General features: G+C 66.0%; 19 protein-coding genes. 15 read left to right on the top strand and 4 right to left on the bottom strand.

Annotated features, from left to right (window positions below; all coding sequences use genetic code 11):
* The 11 genes from ACREB4_RS19950 to ACREB4_RS20000 all read left to right on the top strand — a co-directional run.
* Positions 1 to 894 (top strand): aromatic amino acid lyase (locus ACREB4_RS19950; protein ID WP_431589997.1); only part of this gene is annotated, 894 nt, incomplete at its 5' end.
* 10 nt (positions 895 to 904) lie between these two features.
* Positions 905 to 1327, top strand: coding sequence for an acyl-CoA thioesterase (locus ACREB4_RS19955; protein WP_431590012.1), 423 nt, complete (start codon positions 905 to 907; stop codon positions 1325 to 1327).
* A complete protein-coding gene (locus ACREB4_RS19960) occupies positions 1324 to 1962 on the top strand; it encodes an outer membrane lipoprotein carrier protein LolA (protein WP_431589998.1) in 639 nt (212 codons plus the stop codon). The genes ACREB4_RS19955 and ACREB4_RS19960 overlap by 4 nt, the downstream gene beginning before the upstream one ends.
* A 16-nt stretch (positions 1963 to 1978) precedes the next feature.
* Positions 1979 to 4348 (top strand): MMPL family transporter, encoded by a 2370-nt coding sequence (locus ACREB4_RS19965; protein ID WP_431589999.1) that lies wholly within the window; start codon positions 1979 to 1981, stop codon positions 4346 to 4348.
* Positions 4345 to 4914: a DUF3261 domain-containing protein gene (locus ACREB4_RS19970; RefSeq protein WP_431590000.1), complete on the top strand. Its 570-nt coding sequence runs from the start codon at positions 4345 to 4347 to the stop codon at positions 4912 to 4914. The genes ACREB4_RS19965 and ACREB4_RS19970 overlap by 4 nt, the downstream gene beginning before the upstream one ends.
* Positions 4911 to 6092 carry a beta-ketoacyl-ACP synthase gene (locus tag ACREB4_RS19975; protein WP_431590001.1) on the top strand — a complete coding sequence of 394 codons (1182 nt, stop codon included), beginning with the start codon at positions 4911 to 4913 and terminating at the stop codon, positions 6090 to 6092. Before ACREB4_RS19970 ends, ACREB4_RS19975 begins: the two co-directional genes overlap by 4 nt.
* Positions 6092 to 6550 carry a hypothetical protein gene (locus ACREB4_RS19980; RefSeq protein WP_431590002.1) on the top strand — a complete coding sequence of 153 codons (459 nt, stop codon included), beginning with the start codon at positions 6092 to 6094 and terminating at the stop codon, positions 6548 to 6550. The genes ACREB4_RS19975 and ACREB4_RS19980 overlap by 1 nt, the downstream gene beginning before the upstream one ends.
* Positions 6547 to 7278 (top strand): 3-oxoacyl-ACP reductase FabG, encoded by a 732-nt coding sequence (gene fabG, locus ACREB4_RS19985; protein WP_431590003.1) that lies wholly within the window; start codon positions 6547 to 6549, stop codon positions 7276 to 7278. Before ACREB4_RS19980 ends, fabG begins: the two co-directional genes overlap by 4 nt.
* Positions 7275 to 8504, top strand: a complete 1230-nt coding sequence (locus tag ACREB4_RS19990) for a beta-ketoacyl-ACP synthase (RefSeq protein WP_431590004.1) — start codon at positions 7275 to 7277, stop codon at positions 8502 to 8504. Before fabG ends, ACREB4_RS19990 begins: the two co-directional genes overlap by 4 nt.
* Positions 8505 to 8533: 29 nt before the next feature.
* Complete coding sequence (locus ACREB4_RS19995) at positions 8534 to 8992, top strand: hypothetical protein (protein ID WP_431590005.1); 459 nt, start codon at positions 8534 to 8536, stop codon at positions 8990 to 8992.
* Between the two features lie 39 nt (positions 8993 to 9031).
* Positions 9032 to 9487 (top strand): excinuclease ATPase subunit, encoded by a 456-nt coding sequence (locus ACREB4_RS20000; RefSeq protein ID WP_431590006.1) that lies wholly within the window; start codon positions 9032 to 9034, stop codon positions 9485 to 9487.
* A gap of 13 nt (positions 9488 to 9500) precedes the next feature.
* Here the strand turns inward: ACREB4_RS20000 and ACREB4_RS20005 are convergent, their stop codons facing one another.
* Genes ACREB4_RS20005 through thiD form a run of 4 tightly spaced genes read right to left on the bottom strand, consistent with a single transcriptional unit; the run spans position 9501 to position 13850 of the window.
* Positions 9501 to 10211 carry a class I SAM-dependent methyltransferase gene (locus ACREB4_RS20005; RefSeq protein ID WP_431590007.1) on the bottom strand — a complete coding sequence of 237 codons (711 nt, stop codon included), beginning with the start codon at positions 10209 to 10211 and terminating at the stop codon, positions 9501 to 9503.
* A 27-nt stretch (positions 10212 to 10238) separates the two neighbouring features.
* Entirely contained in the window at positions 10239 to 11615 is a 1377-nt protein-coding gene (gene mpl / locus ACREB4_RS20010) for a UDP-N-acetylmuramate:L-alanyl-gamma-D-glutamyl-meso-diaminopimelate ligase (RefSeq protein ID WP_431590008.1), read from the bottom strand.
* A 2-nt stretch (positions 11616 to 11617) separates the two neighbouring features.
* Positions 11618 to 12904 carry a glutamate-1-semialdehyde 2,1-aminomutase gene (gene hemL, locus ACREB4_RS20015; protein ID WP_431590009.1) on the bottom strand — a complete coding sequence of 429 codons (1287 nt, stop codon included), beginning with the start codon at positions 12902 to 12904 and terminating at the stop codon, positions 11618 to 11620.
* Complete coding sequence (gene thiD, locus ACREB4_RS20020) at positions 12894 to 13850, bottom strand: bifunctional hydroxymethylpyrimidine kinase/phosphomethylpyrimidine kinase (protein WP_431590010.1); 957 nt, start codon at positions 13848 to 13850, stop codon at positions 12894 to 12896. The genes hemL and thiD overlap by 11 nt, the downstream gene beginning before the upstream one ends.
* 189 nt (positions 13851 to 14039) lie before the next feature.
* On the opposite strand from thiD, the gene ACREB4_RS20025 reads away from it, so the two are divergent.
* From ACREB4_RS20025 to ACREB4_RS20040, 4 genes are all read left to right on the top strand, one after another.
* A complete protein-coding gene (locus ACREB4_RS20025; RefSeq protein WP_230182384.1) occupies positions 14040 to 14192 on the top strand; it encodes a rubredoxin in 153 nt (50 codons plus the stop codon).
* Positions 14193 to 14234: 42 nt separating this feature from the next.
* Complete coding sequence (locus ACREB4_RS20030) at positions 14235 to 14648, top strand: response regulator (protein WP_300545118.1); 414 nt, start codon at positions 14235 to 14237, stop codon at positions 14646 to 14648.
* A 72-nt stretch (positions 14649 to 14720) separates the two neighbouring features.
* Positions 14721 to 15086 carry a response regulator gene (locus tag ACREB4_RS20035; protein ID WP_300545117.1) on the top strand — a complete coding sequence of 122 codons (366 nt, stop codon included), beginning with the start codon at positions 14721 to 14723 and terminating at the stop codon, positions 15084 to 15086.
* A gap of 3 nt (positions 15087 to 15089) precedes the next feature.
* Positions 15090 to 15629, top strand: coding sequence for a chemotaxis protein CheW (locus ACREB4_RS20040; protein ID WP_431590011.1), 540 nt, complete (start codon positions 15090 to 15092; stop codon positions 15627 to 15629).
* The last annotated feature ends 107 nt before the right edge of the window (positions 15630 to 15736 follow it).

Here is a 15736-nt window from a genome sequence, read left to right on the forward strand (position 1 = left end):
CGGGCCGACGGCGTGGCGCGCCTGGCCACGCGCCTGACGGCGTGCAATGTGTGGGCCAGCGATGGCAATGCCCACCACTTCGACGAAACGCTGTTCTCGTTCAAGCCTCATCCTGGCCCGCAACTCGCCGCCCGCCGGATCCGTGAAGACCTGATGTCCGATCGGCCGGCCCGCAACGAACAGCGCCTGCAGGACCGCTACTCCCTGCGCTGCGCGCCCCACGTCATCGGTGTGATGGAGGACGCCTTGCCTTGGCTGCGCCAGCTCATCGAGCACGAGCTCAACAGCGCCAACGACAACCCGCTGATCGACCCCGATGGCGAGCGCGTGCTGCATGGTGGGCATTTCTATGGCGGCCACATCGCCCTGGCCATGGACACGCTCAAGAACACCGTCGCCAACGTGGCCGACCTGCTGGACCGACAACTGGCCCTGCTGGTGGACACCCGCTTCAACCACGGCTTGCCCTCCAACCTGTCGGGCGCCACGGGCCCGCGCGCGGCCATCAATCATGGCCTGAAGGCGCTGCAGATCAGCGTGTCGGCCTGGACGGCGGAGGCCCTGAAGCAGACCATGCCGGCTTCGGTGTTCTCGCGTTCCACCGAATGCCACAACCAGGACAAGGTCAGCATGGGCACCATCGCCGCGCGCGATGCCTTGCGCGTGCTGGAACTGACCGAGCAGGTGGTGGCTGGCATGTTGATCGCGGCGCGCCAGGCGATGAGCCTGCGCCAGCAGGTCTCGGCCTTGCCGCTGCCCGCGCCGCTGGCCGACTTCCTGGGCCGCTTGTCCGACGACATCCGCCTGGTCGAGGAAGACCGCGCCCTGGACGTCGACCTGAACAAGCTGCTGACTGGCCTGCGAGAAGGCCGCTGGGAGGTCTACCTTGACTGACGCCCGACCCATGCCCGACCTCAGCCACGAGATCGAACTGACCCCGGCCTTCCATGACCTGGACCCGATGGACATTGTCTGGCACGGGCACTACGTGAAGTACCTGGAACTGGCCCGCAATGCGCTGATGGCACGGTTCAACTACGACTACCCGCAGATGCGCGAGTCTGGCTACGCCTGGCCCATCGTCGACATGAAGATGAAGTACGTCGGGTCGGCACACTATGGTCAGCGCTTGAAGGTCCGTGCGCAGATCGTCGAATGGCAGAACCGCTTGAAGGTCGACTACCTCATCCGCTGCGCGGACACCGGCGCCAAGTTGCACACGGCCAGCTCCATCCAGGTGGCACTGGACATCAGCACGCGCGAGATGTGCTGGGTGTGCCCACCCGTGCTGTGGCGTTGCCTGGGCGTGGAAGGCCTGAACCCATGACGATGACGCGCCGTGATGTGCTTTGGCGCGCGCTGGCCTCGGGCCTGGCGCTGGGGGCGGCCTGGCCCGTGCCGGTGCAAGCCGATGCCGTGCCCGATCTGCTGGCCGACATCGGCCTTCGGCTCGAGACCTCGCCCGTCCTGCGCGGCGATTTCGAACAGACCAAGACCTTGAAAGGCTTCAAGCGCCCCTTGGTTTCGCATGGCGTGTTCGTCATGGCCCGGGGCAAGGGCGTGTTGTGGACGACCAAGGCGCCTTTCGCGTCCACCTTGGTGGTCACGCGCGAACGGCTCGTGACCGTGACCGAGGGCAGTACCCAGCAGATCGACACGCGCCAGGAACCCGGTCTGCGGGCCGTCAACGACATGCTGATGGCCTTGCTGGCCGGCGACCTCCAGGCCCTGGCCAGCCGCTTCAACAGCGCGGGCAGCCTGCAAGGCGCGCAAGGCTGGCGGGTGAGCTTGACGCCGCGGGATGCGGCCCTGGCGCGTTTCATCGCCCGCATCGAACTCGAGGGCGACCGCCATGTGAGGCAGGTGCGCCTGGCGGAGGCTTCAGGCGACGACAGCCGCATCGTTTTTTCCAACCATGCGGCGTCCACGCTGAGCCCGGCCGAGGCCGAGCGACTGAACTGAGCAGCGTGTGTCCCGCATGAAGCATTCCGAGCGCACTTCGGTGCCGAACTGCCTCGCCCTGGCCTGGTTGCTGGTGGTGCTGGCCCTGGGTGTCCACCAGTGGCGCTTCTGGCATGCCCCGGCGCTGGACACCGACGTCTTCGCCTTGTTGCCTCAAGATGAGCAGGCCCCCGTGGCCCAACGCGCCATGCGGCAGTTGGGCGAGCAGGGCGAACGCCGCATCGTCGTCATGGTGGGTGCGCCGACCTGGGCCGAGGCACAGGCCGCGTCCGCCCGCTTCGACCAATCACTGATGGCCGCGAAAGCGGGACTGCGCCACGCGCCGGACATTGGCGAGGCGGCGCAGGCGCTTGATTTCTACCGCCCCTGGCGCGACGCACTGCTCACCGATGCACAGCGCCAGCAACTCCATGCCCTCGACCCCAAGGCGGTGGGTGCGCTGGCATCGCAAGCCTTGGCGCGCCTGCACGGTCTGAGCACGGGCCAGCCCACCGATTGGTTGTCCGACCCCTTGGGGCTGTGGCCCGCCTGGTGGTCGCAACGCGGGGGGCTCACGGCGGCACGTCCGCGCGATGGGCTGTTGTGGGTGCCCGATCCCAAAGGGCAACGCGATTGGGCCGTGCTGATGTACGAAACCGAGGGGTCGGCTTTCCGTTTCGATGGCGTGCGGCGTTGGGGCGATGCCCTGGACCAGGCCGGTGCCGAGGCCAAGGGCCGCGGCGCTGGTGATTCGGTCCGGGTGCTGACGGCGGGCGTGCCTTTGCACGCCGAAGCGGGGGCCGTCCAAGGCAACCAGGAAATGAACACCATCGGCTGGGGATCGCTGGCCGCGGTCATCGGCCTGGTGTGGTGGGCCTTCCGGGCGCTGCGGCCGGTGGCCCTGATCGCCGTGTCCCTGGTGGTCGGCTGTGCAGCGGGTCTGTCCGTCACGGTGCTGGTGTTCGGGCAGGTGCACCTGCTCACCCTGGTCTTTGGCGCCAGCCTGGTGGGCGTGGCGGAAGACTTCGGCATCCACTATTTCGCATCCCGCCTGGCCACGCCCGACACGCCGCGCTGGTCGCTGATGCGGCATTTGCTGCCAGGGCTGGCCCTGGCCCTGCTCACCAGCGTGCTGGGTTACCTGGTGCTGGCCGTCGTGCCGTTTCCTGGCCTGCGACAGATGGCCTTGTTCTCGGCGGTCGGGCTGGTCGCGGCCTTCCTGACGGCGGTGTGCTGGTTCCCGGCGCTGGACCGGGGCGAATTGCGGGGCAGCCGGATGTCGCAAGCGGTGGCCCGCAGCCTGTCGCGCTGGCCCATGGTGAAGGGCTTGCACCTGTGGGCGAGCGTGTTGGTGTTCCTGGGCGTGTGCGCCACGGGCGTGGCCAGCTTGCGCGTCAACGACGACCTGCGCCAGTTGCAATCCTCGCCACCGGCCCTGATCAAGGCCCAGCTCGAGGTGGGCCGCTTGTTGCAACTGCCCAGCCCGGCCCAGTTTTTCCTGGTCCAGGGCCCGACGCCTGAAGTGGTGCTGCAACGCGAGGAAGCGCTCAAGGCCCGGCTGGCCCCGTGGATCGCCCAGGCCGCCGAGCAAGGCCAGCGCGTGAGCCTGAGCGCCGTGTCCGACTGGGTGCCCTCTGCCAGCCGCCAGGCCGAGAACCGTGGTTTGACCGAACGCGCCGAGCGTGCGGTGCTGGCCCAGGTCGGCCCCCTGGTGGGCGAGGACCTGGTCCGGCCCGGTTTCAGCTCCACGCCCATCACGGTGGCTGGCTGGCTGGCCAGTCCCGCGTCGCAGGGCTTGCGTTCTCAATGGTTGGGCGCCGTGGATGGTGGCCAGGCCAGCGTCATCCTGATCAAAGGGCTCGCCCACCAGGCTGAGTCCGAAGCGCTGCGGCAATGGGGTGAGCAGGTCGAAGGCGTGCACTGGGAAGACCGGCCTGCCGAGCTGTCGCGCTTGCTGGGGCGCTTCCGCGTGACCATGACCTGGTTGCTGGTCCTGGGCCATGGGCTGGTGTGGGGCGCTCTGGCGCTGCGCTTCGGCCGTTCGGCCTGGCGTGCCTGGTTGCCCACCGCCTTGGCCTCGCTGGGATGCCTGGCGGTGCAGGGCTGGCTGGGTGAACCCTTCCAACTGTTCAACCTCCTGGCCCTGATGCTTTTGCTGGGCATGGGGGTCGATTACGGCATCTTCTTGCTTGAACACCAGGGCGAAGACCAGGGCCACGCCTGGTTGGCCGTCCTGCTGGGCGCCTGCAGCACGATGCTGTCCTTCGGGCTGCTGGCCTTGTCGGCCACGCCGGCGCTGCATGCTTTCGGCCTGACGCTGCTGATCGGCCTGAGCCTGGTCTGCGTGCTGGCGCCCAGCCTTCGCCTGCGCAAAAATGGCGGTCGACCCGAGGAGGTGCGCGCGTGAACCCGGCATTGATGCGAACCGGCCGACTGGCGGTCCTGGCGGCCATGACCCTGCTGCTGGCCGCCTGCGCCTGGCTCCGAGGAGAGCCGGCCGCGCCCCTGTTCCGTTTGACACCCGCCTCCCTGGGCCGCGAGCTCACCGTGGTGCAGCGCATGGACGTGGCCGTGGCCGGCCAGCACCGCAGCCTGGACGTCGCGCTGGAAGTGGATCCAGACGCCGTGCGACTGGCCGTCATGCAGCTGGGCCAGACCATCGCGCGGCTGGACTGGGATGGCCGCACGCTGTCTCAGACCCTGGCGCCGGGCTGGCCCAAGGTGGTGAGCGCCGAACGCGTGTTGAGCGACCTGCAGATGGTGTGGTGGCCCGCCGACACCCTGCGTGCAGCTTTACCGCCCGGCTGGCGTCTGTTTGAAACGGCCCGTGGTCGCACCTTTTTCCGGGAGGACAATCCGGTGGTGACGGTGCGGCTGGTCGAGCCCGGCCACATCGAATTGATTCAAGGCGCCGAGGGCTACACCGTGCAACTGCACAGCCAAGGCGCATCCCCTGCATTTGCCGAGCCATGACGGTCTATCTTCAACAACTTGGATTGGTGTGCGCCCTCGGGCACGGTGTTGGTCCCGTGCGCCATGCGTTGCTGGACGCCGTTCAAGCCGGCGGCCTGACGGCCACCGACCACTTTTCGCCCGGCCGTGTCCTGCAACTGGGGCAGGTGCATGCCGACCTGCCCAGCCTGGCCCACGCCGCCCCGGCCTTCCAGGTCCGCAACAACGCCCTGGCACTGCTGGCGCTGTCCGACATCCGGCCGGCGGTCGACGCCGCCATCGAACGCTTCGGGCCCAGCCGTGTGGCCATCGTCGTTGGCACCAGCACCTCGGGCCTGCCCGAAGGCGAGGCCGCCCGCGCGCAATGGGCCCGCGCCCAGACCTGGCCCGCCGGCTTCAGCTACGCCCAGCAGGAGCTGGGCAACCTGGCCGATTTCCTGGCGGCCGAGCTGGGCACCACGGGCACCGCCCACGTCATTTCCACGGCGTGTTCGTCGGGTGCCAAGGCCCTGGCCAGCGGCGCGCGCCTGCTGCAAGCCGGCCTGGCCGACGCGGTGCTGGCCGGTGGCTGCGACGCGCTGGGCCGCTTCACCGTGGCGGGCTTTTCCGCGCTCGAATCCGTTTCCGCCGAGCGCAGCAATCCCTTGTCCGCCAAACGCTGCGGCATCAACCTCGGAGAAGGCGCCGCCCTGTTCCTGATGACACGCGACGAAGGTCCGGTCAGGCTGGCGGGCTGGGGCGAGACCTCGGATGCCCACCACATGTCCGCCCCCGACCCCAGCGGACGCGGTGCGATGGCGGCCATGCGCCAGGCCTTGTCGCGGGCCGGTGTGCCGCCTCAGGCCGTGGACTACCTCAACCTTCATGGCACGGGCACGCCCCACAACGACGCCATGGAAAGCCTGGCCGTGCACGAGGTGCTGGGCGATCGCGTGCCGGTCAGCTCCACCAAGCCGGTGACCGGGCACACCCTGGCCGCCGCCGGCGCCCTGGAAGCCGCCTTCGGCTGGCTGACCCTGGTTGACAATCCCCGGGGGGCTTTGCCGCCGCACTGGTGGGACGGCAGCGCCGACCCGGCCTTGCCCACCTTGAACATCGTCCAGGCCGGCCAGAGCTTGGGCCGCGCGGCGCAGTACGTGCTCAGCAATTCTTTCGCCTTTGGCGGCAGCAACGCCAGCCTGTTGCTGGGGAGCGCCTGATGAGCAAGGCCCACGTCGAACAACTGGTGCCGCACCGCGGCACGATGAGCTGGCTGGACCGCATTGTCAGCGTCGATGCCGATGGCGCGGTGGCCGAGGCCGACATCCGGCCGGGCGGCTTCTTCGTCCGCGATGGTGGCCTGCCTGCCTGGGCCGGCATCGAGTACATGGCCCAGACCGTGGCGGCCTGGGCGGGCCACCGGGCGCGTTCCGAAGGACGCCAGGTCGACATCGGCTTCCTGGTGGGTTCCCGGCGCTATGAATCAACGCGGCCGGTGTTCCCGGTGGGTGCGTGCCTGCACATCCAGGTCGCGCGCGAGTTGATCGCCGACAATGGCCTGGGCATGTTCGCATGCCGCATCCTGATCGATGGCAGCGTGGTCGCTTCGGCCAACCTGTCGGTCTTCGAGCCGCCGGAAGGCGCGGCTTTTTTGCTTTCCCAGGGAGAGAACACATGACGAACCGGTCCATCCTGGTCACGGGTTCCAGCCGTGGCATCGGACGTGCCATCGCCTTGCGCCTGGCGCGCGACGGTTTCGACATCGTGGTGCATTGCCGTGAACAGCGTGCCCAGGCTGAAGAGGTCGCGCAGGCCGCCAGGGATCTCGGCCGCTCGGCCCGTGTCCTGGCCTTCGACGTGGCCGACCGCCAGGCCTCGGCCAGCGCCTTGCTGGCCGACATCGACGCGCACGGGGCCTACCACGGCGTGGTCTGCAACGCCGGCATCGCCCGCGACAACGCTTTCCCCGCCATGAGTGGCGATGACTGGGACCAGGTCATCCACACCAACCTCGACGCCTTCTACAACGTGCTCAACCCCGTGGTCATGCCCATGGTGCGCCGGCGCGTGCCGGGCCGCATCGTCACCCTGGCCTCGGTATCGGGCCTGGTGGGCAACCGAGGCCAGACCAATTACAGCGCGGCCAAGGCGGGCATCATCGGTGCCACCAAAGCCCTGGCCGTCGAACTCGCCAAGCGCGACATCACCGTCAATTGCGTGGCCCCTGGCCTCATCGACACCGACATGATCGAACCCCACGTGCTGGAGGAAGCCCTCAAGATGATCCCGATCCGCCGCATGGGCCGGCCCGAAGAGGTCGCCGCCGCCGTCTCTTTCCTGGTGTCCGACGACGCGGCTTACGTCACGCGGCAGGTCATTTCCGTCAACGGAGGCATGGTCGGATGAAACGCGTCGTCATCACCGGTGTGGGCGCCCTCAGCCCGCTGGGCCACGATTGGCCCACTGTGCGGACACGCTTGCGCGAAGAGCGCAACGTCGTCCGCTACATGGAAAACTGGGACGGCTACGAAGGCCTGAACACCCGACTGGGCGTCACCGTCGCGCCCTTCGATCTGCCCGCCCACTACAACCGCAAGGTGACGCGCAGCATGGGCCGCGTCGCCATCATGGCCTGCCTGGCCAGCGAGAAAGCACTGGCCGACGCGGGGCTCACGGGCGATCCCCTGGTCACCAGCGGACGCCTGGGCATCTCCTACGGTTCTTCCGTCGGCTCGCCGCCGGCCGTCGGCGACTTCGGCAACATGATCAACCGCAAGACCACCGAAGGCATCAACGCCAACACCTACATCAAGATGATGTCGCACACGGCGGCGGTGAACATCGGCGTGTTCCTCGGCGCCACCGGCCGCATCATTCCCACGTCCAGCGCCTGCACGGCCGGCAGCCAGGGGCTGGGTTACGCCTTCGAGGCCATCCAGAGCGGTCGCCAGGTGGCCATGTTGGCTGGCGGCGCCGAAGAACTCGACGCCGCCGATGCTGCCGTGTTCGACACCCTGTTCGCCACCAGCACCGTCAACACCACGCCGCACCTCAGTCCACGGCCTTTCGATGCCGAGCGCGATGGTCTGGTGCTGGGCGAGGGCGCCTGCACTTTCGTGCTGGAAGAGCTGGAACATGCCCAGGCCCGTGGCGCGCGCATCCTGGGTGAGATCCTCGCGTTCGGCACCAACAGCGACGGCACCCACGTGACGCAGCCCAATGCGCAGACCATGGCCCGCGCCATGGACATGGCCTTGCAGGACGCCGGCTTGCCACCCGAGGCCATCGGCTACATCAATGCCCATGGCACCGCCACCGAGCATGGTGACGTCGCCGAGACCAATGCCACGCACCGCGTGTTCGGCACGCGCACACCCATCAGTTCGCTCAAGAGCTACATGGGCCACACCCTGGGCGCCTGCGGTGCGCTGGAAGCCTGGATGACCCTGGAGATGATGCGAGACGGCTGGTTCGCCCCGACCATCAACCTGCACGCCGTCGATCCGCGTTGCGGTGAACTGGATTACGTTCGTGCGGGCGGGCGTGAATTGCAGACCGAGCTGGTCATGAGCAACAACTTCGCGTTCGGCGGGATCAACACATCCTTGATCCTCCGTCGCTGGCCTCAGTGAATCGATCAATCAACCAAGGAATGAGAAACATGTTTGCCCGCATCTCGATGATCTTTCTGACCATGATCATGGCTTTCAACGTCGCCATGGCCCGCCAGAACAACGCCCCGATTTACAACCCGGGGCCTGTCGCGCTTCAGCGGATGGATGGTCAACCTTCCACCATCGAGCAGGTTCGCAAAGCCATCCTGACGGGCACCCAGCCTTATGGCTGGAAGGTGCTGTCAGACGAGCCGGGCGTCATCAAGCTTGAGTACCGCCGGCCCAAAAGCTATGTCGGTGCGGTGGTTCGTGTGACCTACGATGCCCAGAGCTACCAAGTCCATTACGTGTCCAGCGAAGGGCTGTTCCATGAAGGCGAGGGCGCCAATGCGACCATCCACCCCACCTACAACTCCTGGATGAAGTACCTGACCATGCGCATCATGATCCCTGGTGAGTTGGTACCTGCTACCGCCGTGTCTTCATCTGCGGTTGCTGGGCAGTGACCGTTGGTGTTTACAAAGAAAAGGAAGAAGGAGCTCTCCATGAAACAAGGTTTTTTGCAACGTTCTTTGGCCGCCGTGGCCATCCTGGCCCTGACCTCCACGGCCCATGCCCGTGATACCGAGCACCACTTGCCCTGGCAAGATGTGCTGGACATGCCCCAAGCCAAGGAAAAGCTCGATGGCTCGGTTCAGTTTTTCCTGGCCGGCGCCAAAACGCCCAAGGTGCTTTCGCGCCATGGTTCGGTCATGTCCAACCGCAAGACCAATGGGGTCGGCAAGGCCGACGAAGCCGGTTGCAAGTGGGCGGCGCTGGCCGCGCTCATCAACTTCCAGGAACGCGCCAAGGAAGCCGGCGCCAATGCCGTGGTGGACATCGTCAGCTATTACAAGAAGGACGAGTTCAAGAGCAGCACAGAGTACGAGTGCCATGGTGGCGCCGTGATCATCGGCGTGGCGCTCAAGGGCACTCTGGCCAAGGTGGCCTTGCCCAAGTGAGCGTTCGTTGTCGTCAGGCCTGTCCTGGCTTGACCGCCACCGCGTTCACCAGCGTCTCCTCGCGCTCGGTGGGCACGGGCCGGCCGATCCATTCCAGAAAGCCGATGTCCGGCCGGCTCCACCACAGGTAGGGCGTCGAGATGCGCGCGTCGGGCAGGTCGAACCCTGCTTCGCGGATCATGGCGATGTACTCGGGCGCCGTGCGCTGAACATCCATCGGGTGCCTGAACAGCAACCTGATCGGCAGGGAGTGGATGTACTTGCGCGTCGACTCGGCGAACAGCAAGGTGCCACCCGGCTTGAGCACCCGGAAAAACTCCGCCATGGCTTCCTTCTGCGCCACGATGTGGTGGAAGGTCTGGTGGCAGAACACCATGTCGAAATGCCCGTCCGGCCAGGCCATGCAGGACGCATTGTCCGCGTGCAGTTCGACCGGGCTGGGGCAGGCCTGAGCCTCTGCCTGAGCGCGCTTGTGCAGCCCGGGGTCCGGGTCCATGCCCACGATCAACCTGGGGTGGAAGCGCTTGGACAGCTCGGCGAAAGAATGCCCGAAGCCGCAGCCCACGTCGAGGATGCGTTCGGGGCGTTGTCCGGCTGGCATCAGGCCTTGCAGGTCATTCAAAGCGCGGCGCAGCACATGGACCTTCCAGGTCGCGGTGCGCAGAAACCAGTTGCCGAAACTGGTTTCCTCAACAAAAGCCTCGATGGATGATGTGGCGCTCATGGCGACCCCTCCCTGTTGTTGTCGACCTCAGGCCAAAGCTTTGAGCAACTTGTCGTGAAACCCGCCAAACCCGCCATTGCTCATGCCCAGGATCTGGTCCCCTGGCTTGGCGACCTTGACCACCTTGGCCACCAGCGCGTCGATGTTGTCGACCACGACGGCGCGGTCGCCCATCGGGGCCAGCGCCTCGGCCGCGTCCCAACCCAGCCCGCCGCTGTGGCAGAACGACAGGTCGGCTTCTTCGAGCGACCAGGGCAGCAGCGCCTTCATGGTGCCCAGCTTCATGGTGTTGGAGCGGGGTTCGAAAACCGCGATGATGCGTTGATCCGGCGCGATGCGGCGGCGCAGACCGTCCACCGTGGTGCGGATCGCCGTGGGGTGGTGCGCGAAATCGTCGTACACGGTGATGCCATTGACTTCGCCGCGCCACTCGAGTCGACGCTTGACGTTGGCGAACTGGCCCAGCGCCTCGCACGCGACCTGCGGGGACACGCCCACGTGTTCGGCTGCAGCGATGGCGGCCAGCGCGTTCATCTGGTTGTGCTCGCCCATCAGGCTCCACTCGACGCGGCCCACCAGCACGGCGGCCTTCAACACGTCGAAGGCATGAGGCTCGCCGCGCGCGCGGAAGCCGGGCACGTCGCCGCGCACGCCAAAGCGCACGATGTCGCTCCAGCAGCCCCGGTCCAGCACGCGCTGCAGGCTTTCCTCGCGGGCGTTGACCACCAGGCGGCCCTGGCCCGGCACGGTGCGCACCAGGTGGTGGAACTGCGTCTCGATGGCGGCCAGGTCGGCGAAGATGTCGGCGTGGTCGAACTCGAGGTTGTTCAGCACGGCAGTGCGTGCCTGGTAGTGCACGAACTTGCTGCGCTTGTCGAAGAAGGCGGTGTCGTACTCGTCGGCCTCGATCACGAAAGGATGGCCTGTGGCGGGCCGTGAAGCCTCGTCCAGGCCGCCCAGGCGCGCCGACACGCCGAAGTTCTGCGGCACGCCGCCCACCAGGAAGCCCGGCTGCAAGCCCGCGTGCTCCAGGATCCAGGTCAGCATCGAGGTGGTCGTGGTCTTGCCATGCGTGCCCGCCACGGCCAGCACATGCCGGCCATGCAGCACGTTTTCGCTCAACCACTGCGGCCCGCTGGTGTAAGGGAGGCCGGCGTTCAGGATGGCTTCCATCAGCGGATTGCCACGTGAGACCACGTTGCCGACCACGAACAGGTCGGGCTTCAAGTCGAGCTGGTCCGGCGTGTAGCCCTCGATCAGGTCGATGCCCAGGGCCCGAAGCTGGTCGCTCATGGGCGGGTAGACACCCGCGTCGCAACCCGTCACGCGGTGACCGGCCTCGCGGGCCAATGCGGCCACGCCACCCATGAAGGTACCGCAGATGCCAAGGATGTGAATGTGCATGCTCAACCCAGTGCTTTTGCGGCGGCCGCGACCGTCTCGGCGATGTCTTGCTCGGTGTGGGCGGCGCTCACGAAACCCGCCTCGTACATGGCGGGTGCAAGATACACGCCACCGTCCAGCATGGCATGGAAGAAGCGGTTGAACTTCTCGGAGCCATGGGCCATGACGGCTTGGTAGTGCTGGGGCAGGCTGTCGGCGAAGAAGAAGCCGAACATGCCGCCCTGGCTGTCGCCGATGAGGGGCACGCCAGCTTGCTTCGCCGCACCGACCAGGCCTTGCACCAAGGTTTGCGTGCGCTGCGACAGTGCCTCAAAAAATCCTGGCCGCTGGATGATTTTCAAGGTGCTCAAACCGCAAGCCGTGGCCACCGGGTTGCCCGACAGCGTGCCCGCCTGGTAGACGGGCCCCAGTGGCGCCAGCTGCGCCATGACCTGGGCCGGCCCCGCGAAGGCCGCCAGCGGCATGCCGCCGCCGATGACCTTGCCGAACACGCTCAGGTCGGGCACGAAGCCCGGGATCTGTTGCGCGTACAGGCTCTGCGCGCCACCCAGGGCCACGCGGAAGCCCGACATCACCTCGTCGAACACCAGCAAGGCGCCATGCTGCGTGCACAGCTCGCGCAGGCGCTTCATGAAGGGCACCGAGGCGCGCACGAAGTTCATGTTGCCGGCGATGGGTTCGATCATCACGCAGGCGATGTCCTTGCCGACTTCGGCAAAGGCCTGCTCGATCTGCTCGACGTTGTTGTACTCGAGCACCAGGGTGTGCTGCACCACTTCGGGCGGCACGCCGGCGCTCGTCGGGTGGCCGAAGGTGGCCAAGCCCGAACCCGCCTTGACCAGCAGGGCATCGGCATGCCCGTGGTAACAACCTTCGAACTTGATCAGCTTGCTGCGGCCGGTGAAGCCGCGCGCCAGGCGGATGGCGCTCATGGCCGCTTCGGTGCCGGAGCTGACCAGGCGCACCTGCTCGGCGCTGGGGACCAGCTTCAAGATTTCTTCGGCCAGCTCGACCTCGCGCTCGGTGGGGGCGCCAAACGAAAAACCGTCCAGCGCGGCTTTCTGCACCGCCTCGACCACCTCGGGGTGGCCATGGCCCAGGATCATCGGGCCCCAGGAGCCGATGTAGTCGATGTAGCGGCGCCCTTCGGCATCCCACATGTAGGCGCCTTGTGCCTTGGCGATGAAGCGGGGCGTGCCGCCCACGGCGCGGAAGGCCCGCACCGGCGAATTCACGCCGCCCGGGATGGAGCGCTGCGCGCGCTCGAACAAAGCTGCGTTAGTGGACATTGCGTGAGGAAGGGGAAATGTCGTTGTCGGCCAGGGGCGATTCGCCCGCGGCGGTGGTTTCGCCTTCCGCGCCTTCTTCGCCGGTCTCGCCAGGTGGGAGTGCCCAGAAGAATCGATCGGGGATGACGCCGCCCATGCCGGGCCGGAAGCCAGAATCCAGGGCTTGGTCCAGGAAGCTCAGTGCCTCGGACACGGCCACGTCCACCGCGGATTCCGTGGCCAGGATGGCGGCCAGGGCTGCCGACAGGGTGTCGCCTGCGCCGACGAAGCTGGCTTCGAATCGCTCGAATCGCTCACCCGCGATGGCGCCTTGGGACGAGGCCAGCACGTTGTCGATGAACTGGTCGGGCAACTGGATGCCGGTCACCAGCACATAGCCGCAACCGCTTTCGCTGGCGGCCACGGCGAGTTCACGCGCAGAAGGCGGGCGTTCGGATTCCCACTCGGGCAGCAGGAAGTCCGTCAGGGTCTTGTGGTTTCCGACCAACACGAGCGTCGCCGGAAGGATCAATTCGCGAAACGCTTCCAGGTAGGACATCTGGGCGTCTTCTTCCAGCCAGGACACGTTGGGTAAATAAGACACCAACGGGATGTCCGTGTAGTCGGAGAGGATCTCGGCGACCACGCTGACGCCTTCGGCACTGCCCAGAAAGCCGACCTTCCAGGCCGCGATCGTGGCGTCTTCCAAAATGGTGCGAGCCTGCTCGGACACCGCGTCGGCGTCGATTTCGTGAATTTCAAACACCTCGGCGGTGTCGCGAATCAGTAAGCTGGTGATCACCGGCAAAGCGTGCGCGCCCATGGACGCCATGGTGGCGATGTCGGCGGCAATGCCACTGGCGCCGCTGGGGTCGCTGGCATTGAAGCTCATCACGCAAGCCGGTGTCCCGGAGTCTTCGGCTTCGGTGGCGGGATCAACCTGGGGGCCGTCGGTGGGAGTGTTCATTCGGTGCGTCTAGCGGTGTTCAGGCCCGGTGTTCAAACCAATGGGCGGGAGTCGTCCTAGCGAGCCTCACATGGCGCCAAGCGTCTTGTGGTGCCCACAAACCCTTGTTTTTCACAAGAGTGGGATGGCTACAATCAGCCCATTGTATTCAAGCTGGTTTGAACAGACGTGAACTCTTCCCGCACCTGGATGTGTTTGATTTGTGGCTGGATTTATGACGAAGCTGTCGGCCTGCCCGAAGAAGGCATTGCACCCGGGACGCGTTGGGAGGACATTCCCATGAATTGGGTTTGTCCCGAATGCGGCGCGCGCAAGGAAGATTTCGAAATGGTTCAGATCTGACGGCGCTTGGCCGTCATCACCCCTGATTAAAGGAATCGGTCCGTGACTGAAACTGGCTTGCCTGTATTGAGCGATGTTCCTGAAATCACCGCGCCCAAAAAGATCCTGGTGATCGACGACAGCAACACCATCCGGCGCAGCGCCGAGATTTTCCTGAAGCAGGGTGGTTACGAGGTGTTGTTGGCCGAAGACGGATTCGACGCCTTGGCGAAGGTCAATGACCATGAGCCCAGCATCATCTTCTGCGACATCCTCATGCCGCGCCTGGACGGTTACCAGACCTGCGCCATCATCAAGCGCAATCCGCGTTTCGCGGCCACGCCGGTCATCATGTTGTCTTCCAAAGACGGTCTGTTCGACAAGGCGCGTGGACGAATGGTGGGGTCCCAGGATTATTTGACCAAGCCTTTCACCAAGGATCAGTTGCTTCAAGCGGTGGCGCAGTACAGTGCCTGATTGAACCGTTTCCGGTTCTGCGTTTGGCCGGCTGCGTGCCGGCCACGGAATTCGCCAAGAGGTTGATCGATCATGTCCATTCAAAAAATCCTGCTGGTTGACGACTCCAAGACAGAACTGCACGTGCTGTCCGATCTGCTCACCAAAAAAGGTTTCAAGGTGCGCACCGCCGAGAACGGCGAAGAAGCCTTGCGCCGCCTGCAAGAAGAAAAGCCCGACCTGATCCTGATGGACGTGGTCATGCCCGGCCAGAACGGCTTCCAGCTCACGCGTGCCATCACGCGCGACCCGGCTTTCGCCGACGTGCCGGTCATCATCTGCACCAGCAAGAACCAGGAAACCGACCGCGTCTGGGGCATGCGTCAGGGCGCGCGCGATTACGTGGTCAAGCCCGTCGATCCCGAAGAACTGCTGGCCAAGATCAAGGCGTTTGGTTGATCCATGGCCAACAAAGAAGCACTGCGAGACCTGCAAAAACGCCTGGCCACGCGGTTGCAGGCCGCGCGCGAGCAAGCGCCAACCCGGAACTGGTTGGCGGTGGAGATCGCCGGGCACGGTTTCCTCTTGCCCCTTGACCAAGCCGGCGAGATCTTCCCCATGTCGGCGCTGCAATCCGTGCCGCACAGCCAGCCCTGGTTTCTGGGCGTGGCCAATCTGCGCGGCCAGTTGCATGGCGTGGTCGACCTGCCCGCCTTCCTCGGACTGGCGCGCCCCGTGGCCCGCTGGTCTCAGGAGCAGGGCGCGCGCGACGCCGGTCGCCTGGTCGCGATGAACAGTTCCCTGCAGCTCAACGCGGCCCTGGTCGTGGACCGGCTGCTGGGCCTGCGGAACCCGGCGGACATGGTGGCCGGCAACACCCCCTCACCAGACACCCCTCATTTCATCGGCCAGCAAGTGGTGGATGACAAGGGGCGGGCCTGGTACGAACTCGACCTTGCTGCGCTGACCGCAGACGAGGCTTTCCTCAAGATCGACGCTTGACCGTTTGGAGTACAAGGCATGAGTTTCCTGAGTCGAATCAAGGACCTGGGCAAGTCGCAGGACGAAGACGAAGTCCAGCCGGAGGCCTTGGCGTCCGAGGCGCCGGT

The organism is Aquabacterium sp. (assembly GCF_050725395.1).
Taxonomy (GTDB): domain Bacteria; phylum Pseudomonadota; class Gammaproteobacteria; order Burkholderiales; family Burkholderiaceae_C; genus Aquabacterium.

Bases quoted from the DNA above. Each gene is read 5' to 3' on its own strand.
- mpl (WP_431590008.1), bottom strand. From the start codon at position 11,615: ATGCACATTCACATCCTTGGCATCTGCGGTACCTTCATGGGTGGCGTG.
- ACREB4_RS19965 (WP_431589999.1), top strand. From the start codon at position 1,979: ATGAAGCATTCCGAGCGCACTTCGGTGCCGAACTGCCTCGCCCTGGCC.
- ACREB4_RS19955 (WP_431590012.1), top strand. From the start codon at position 905: ATGCCCGACCTCAGCCACGAGATCGAACTGACCCCGGCCTTCCATGAC.
- ACREB4_RS20035 (WP_300545117.1), top strand. From the start codon at position 14,721: ATGTCCATTCAAAAAATCCTGCTGGTTGACGACTCCAAGACAGAACTG.
- ACREB4_RS20005 (WP_431590007.1), bottom strand. From the start codon at position 10,211: ATGAGCGCCACATCATCCATCGAGGCTTTTGTTGAGGAAACCAGTTTC.
- thiD (WP_431590010.1), bottom strand. From the start codon at position 13,850: ATGAACACTCCCACCGACGGCCCCCAGGTTGATCCCGCCACCGAAGCC.
- ACREB4_RS19990 (WP_431590004.1), top strand. From the start codon at position 7,275: ATGAAACGCGTCGTCATCACCGGTGTGGGCGCCCTCAGCCCGCTGGGC.
- ACREB4_RS19980 (WP_431590002.1), top strand. From the start codon at position 6,092: ATGAGCAAGGCCCACGTCGAACAACTGGTGCCGCACCGCGGCACGATG.
- fabG (WP_431590003.1), top strand. From the start codon at position 6,547: ATGACGAACCGGTCCATCCTGGTCACGGGTTCCAGCCGTGGCATCGGA.
- ACREB4_RS20025 (WP_230182384.1), top strand. From the start codon at position 14,040: ATGTGTTTGATTTGTGGCTGGATTTATGACGAAGCTGTCGGCCTGCCC.
- ACREB4_RS19995 (WP_431590005.1), top strand. From the start codon at position 8,534: ATGTTTGCCCGCATCTCGATGATCTTTCTGACCATGATCATGGCTTTC.
- ACREB4_RS20040 (WP_431590011.1), top strand. From the start codon at position 15,090: ATGGCCAACAAAGAAGCACTGCGAGACCTGCAAAAACGCCTGGCCACG.
- ACREB4_RS20000 (WP_431590006.1), top strand. From the start codon at position 9,032: ATGAAACAAGGTTTTTTGCAACGTTCTTTGGCCGCCGTGGCCATCCTG.
- hemL (WP_431590009.1), bottom strand. From the start codon at position 12,904: ATGTCCACTAACGCAGCTTTGTTCGAGCGCGCGCAGCGCTCCATCCCG.
- ACREB4_RS19975 (WP_431590001.1), top strand. From the start codon at position 4,911: ATGACGGTCTATCTTCAACAACTTGGATTGGTGTGCGCCCTCGGGCAC.
- ACREB4_RS19960 (WP_431589998.1), top strand. From the start codon at position 1,324: ATGACGATGACGCGCCGTGATGTGCTTTGGCGCGCGCTGGCCTCGGGC.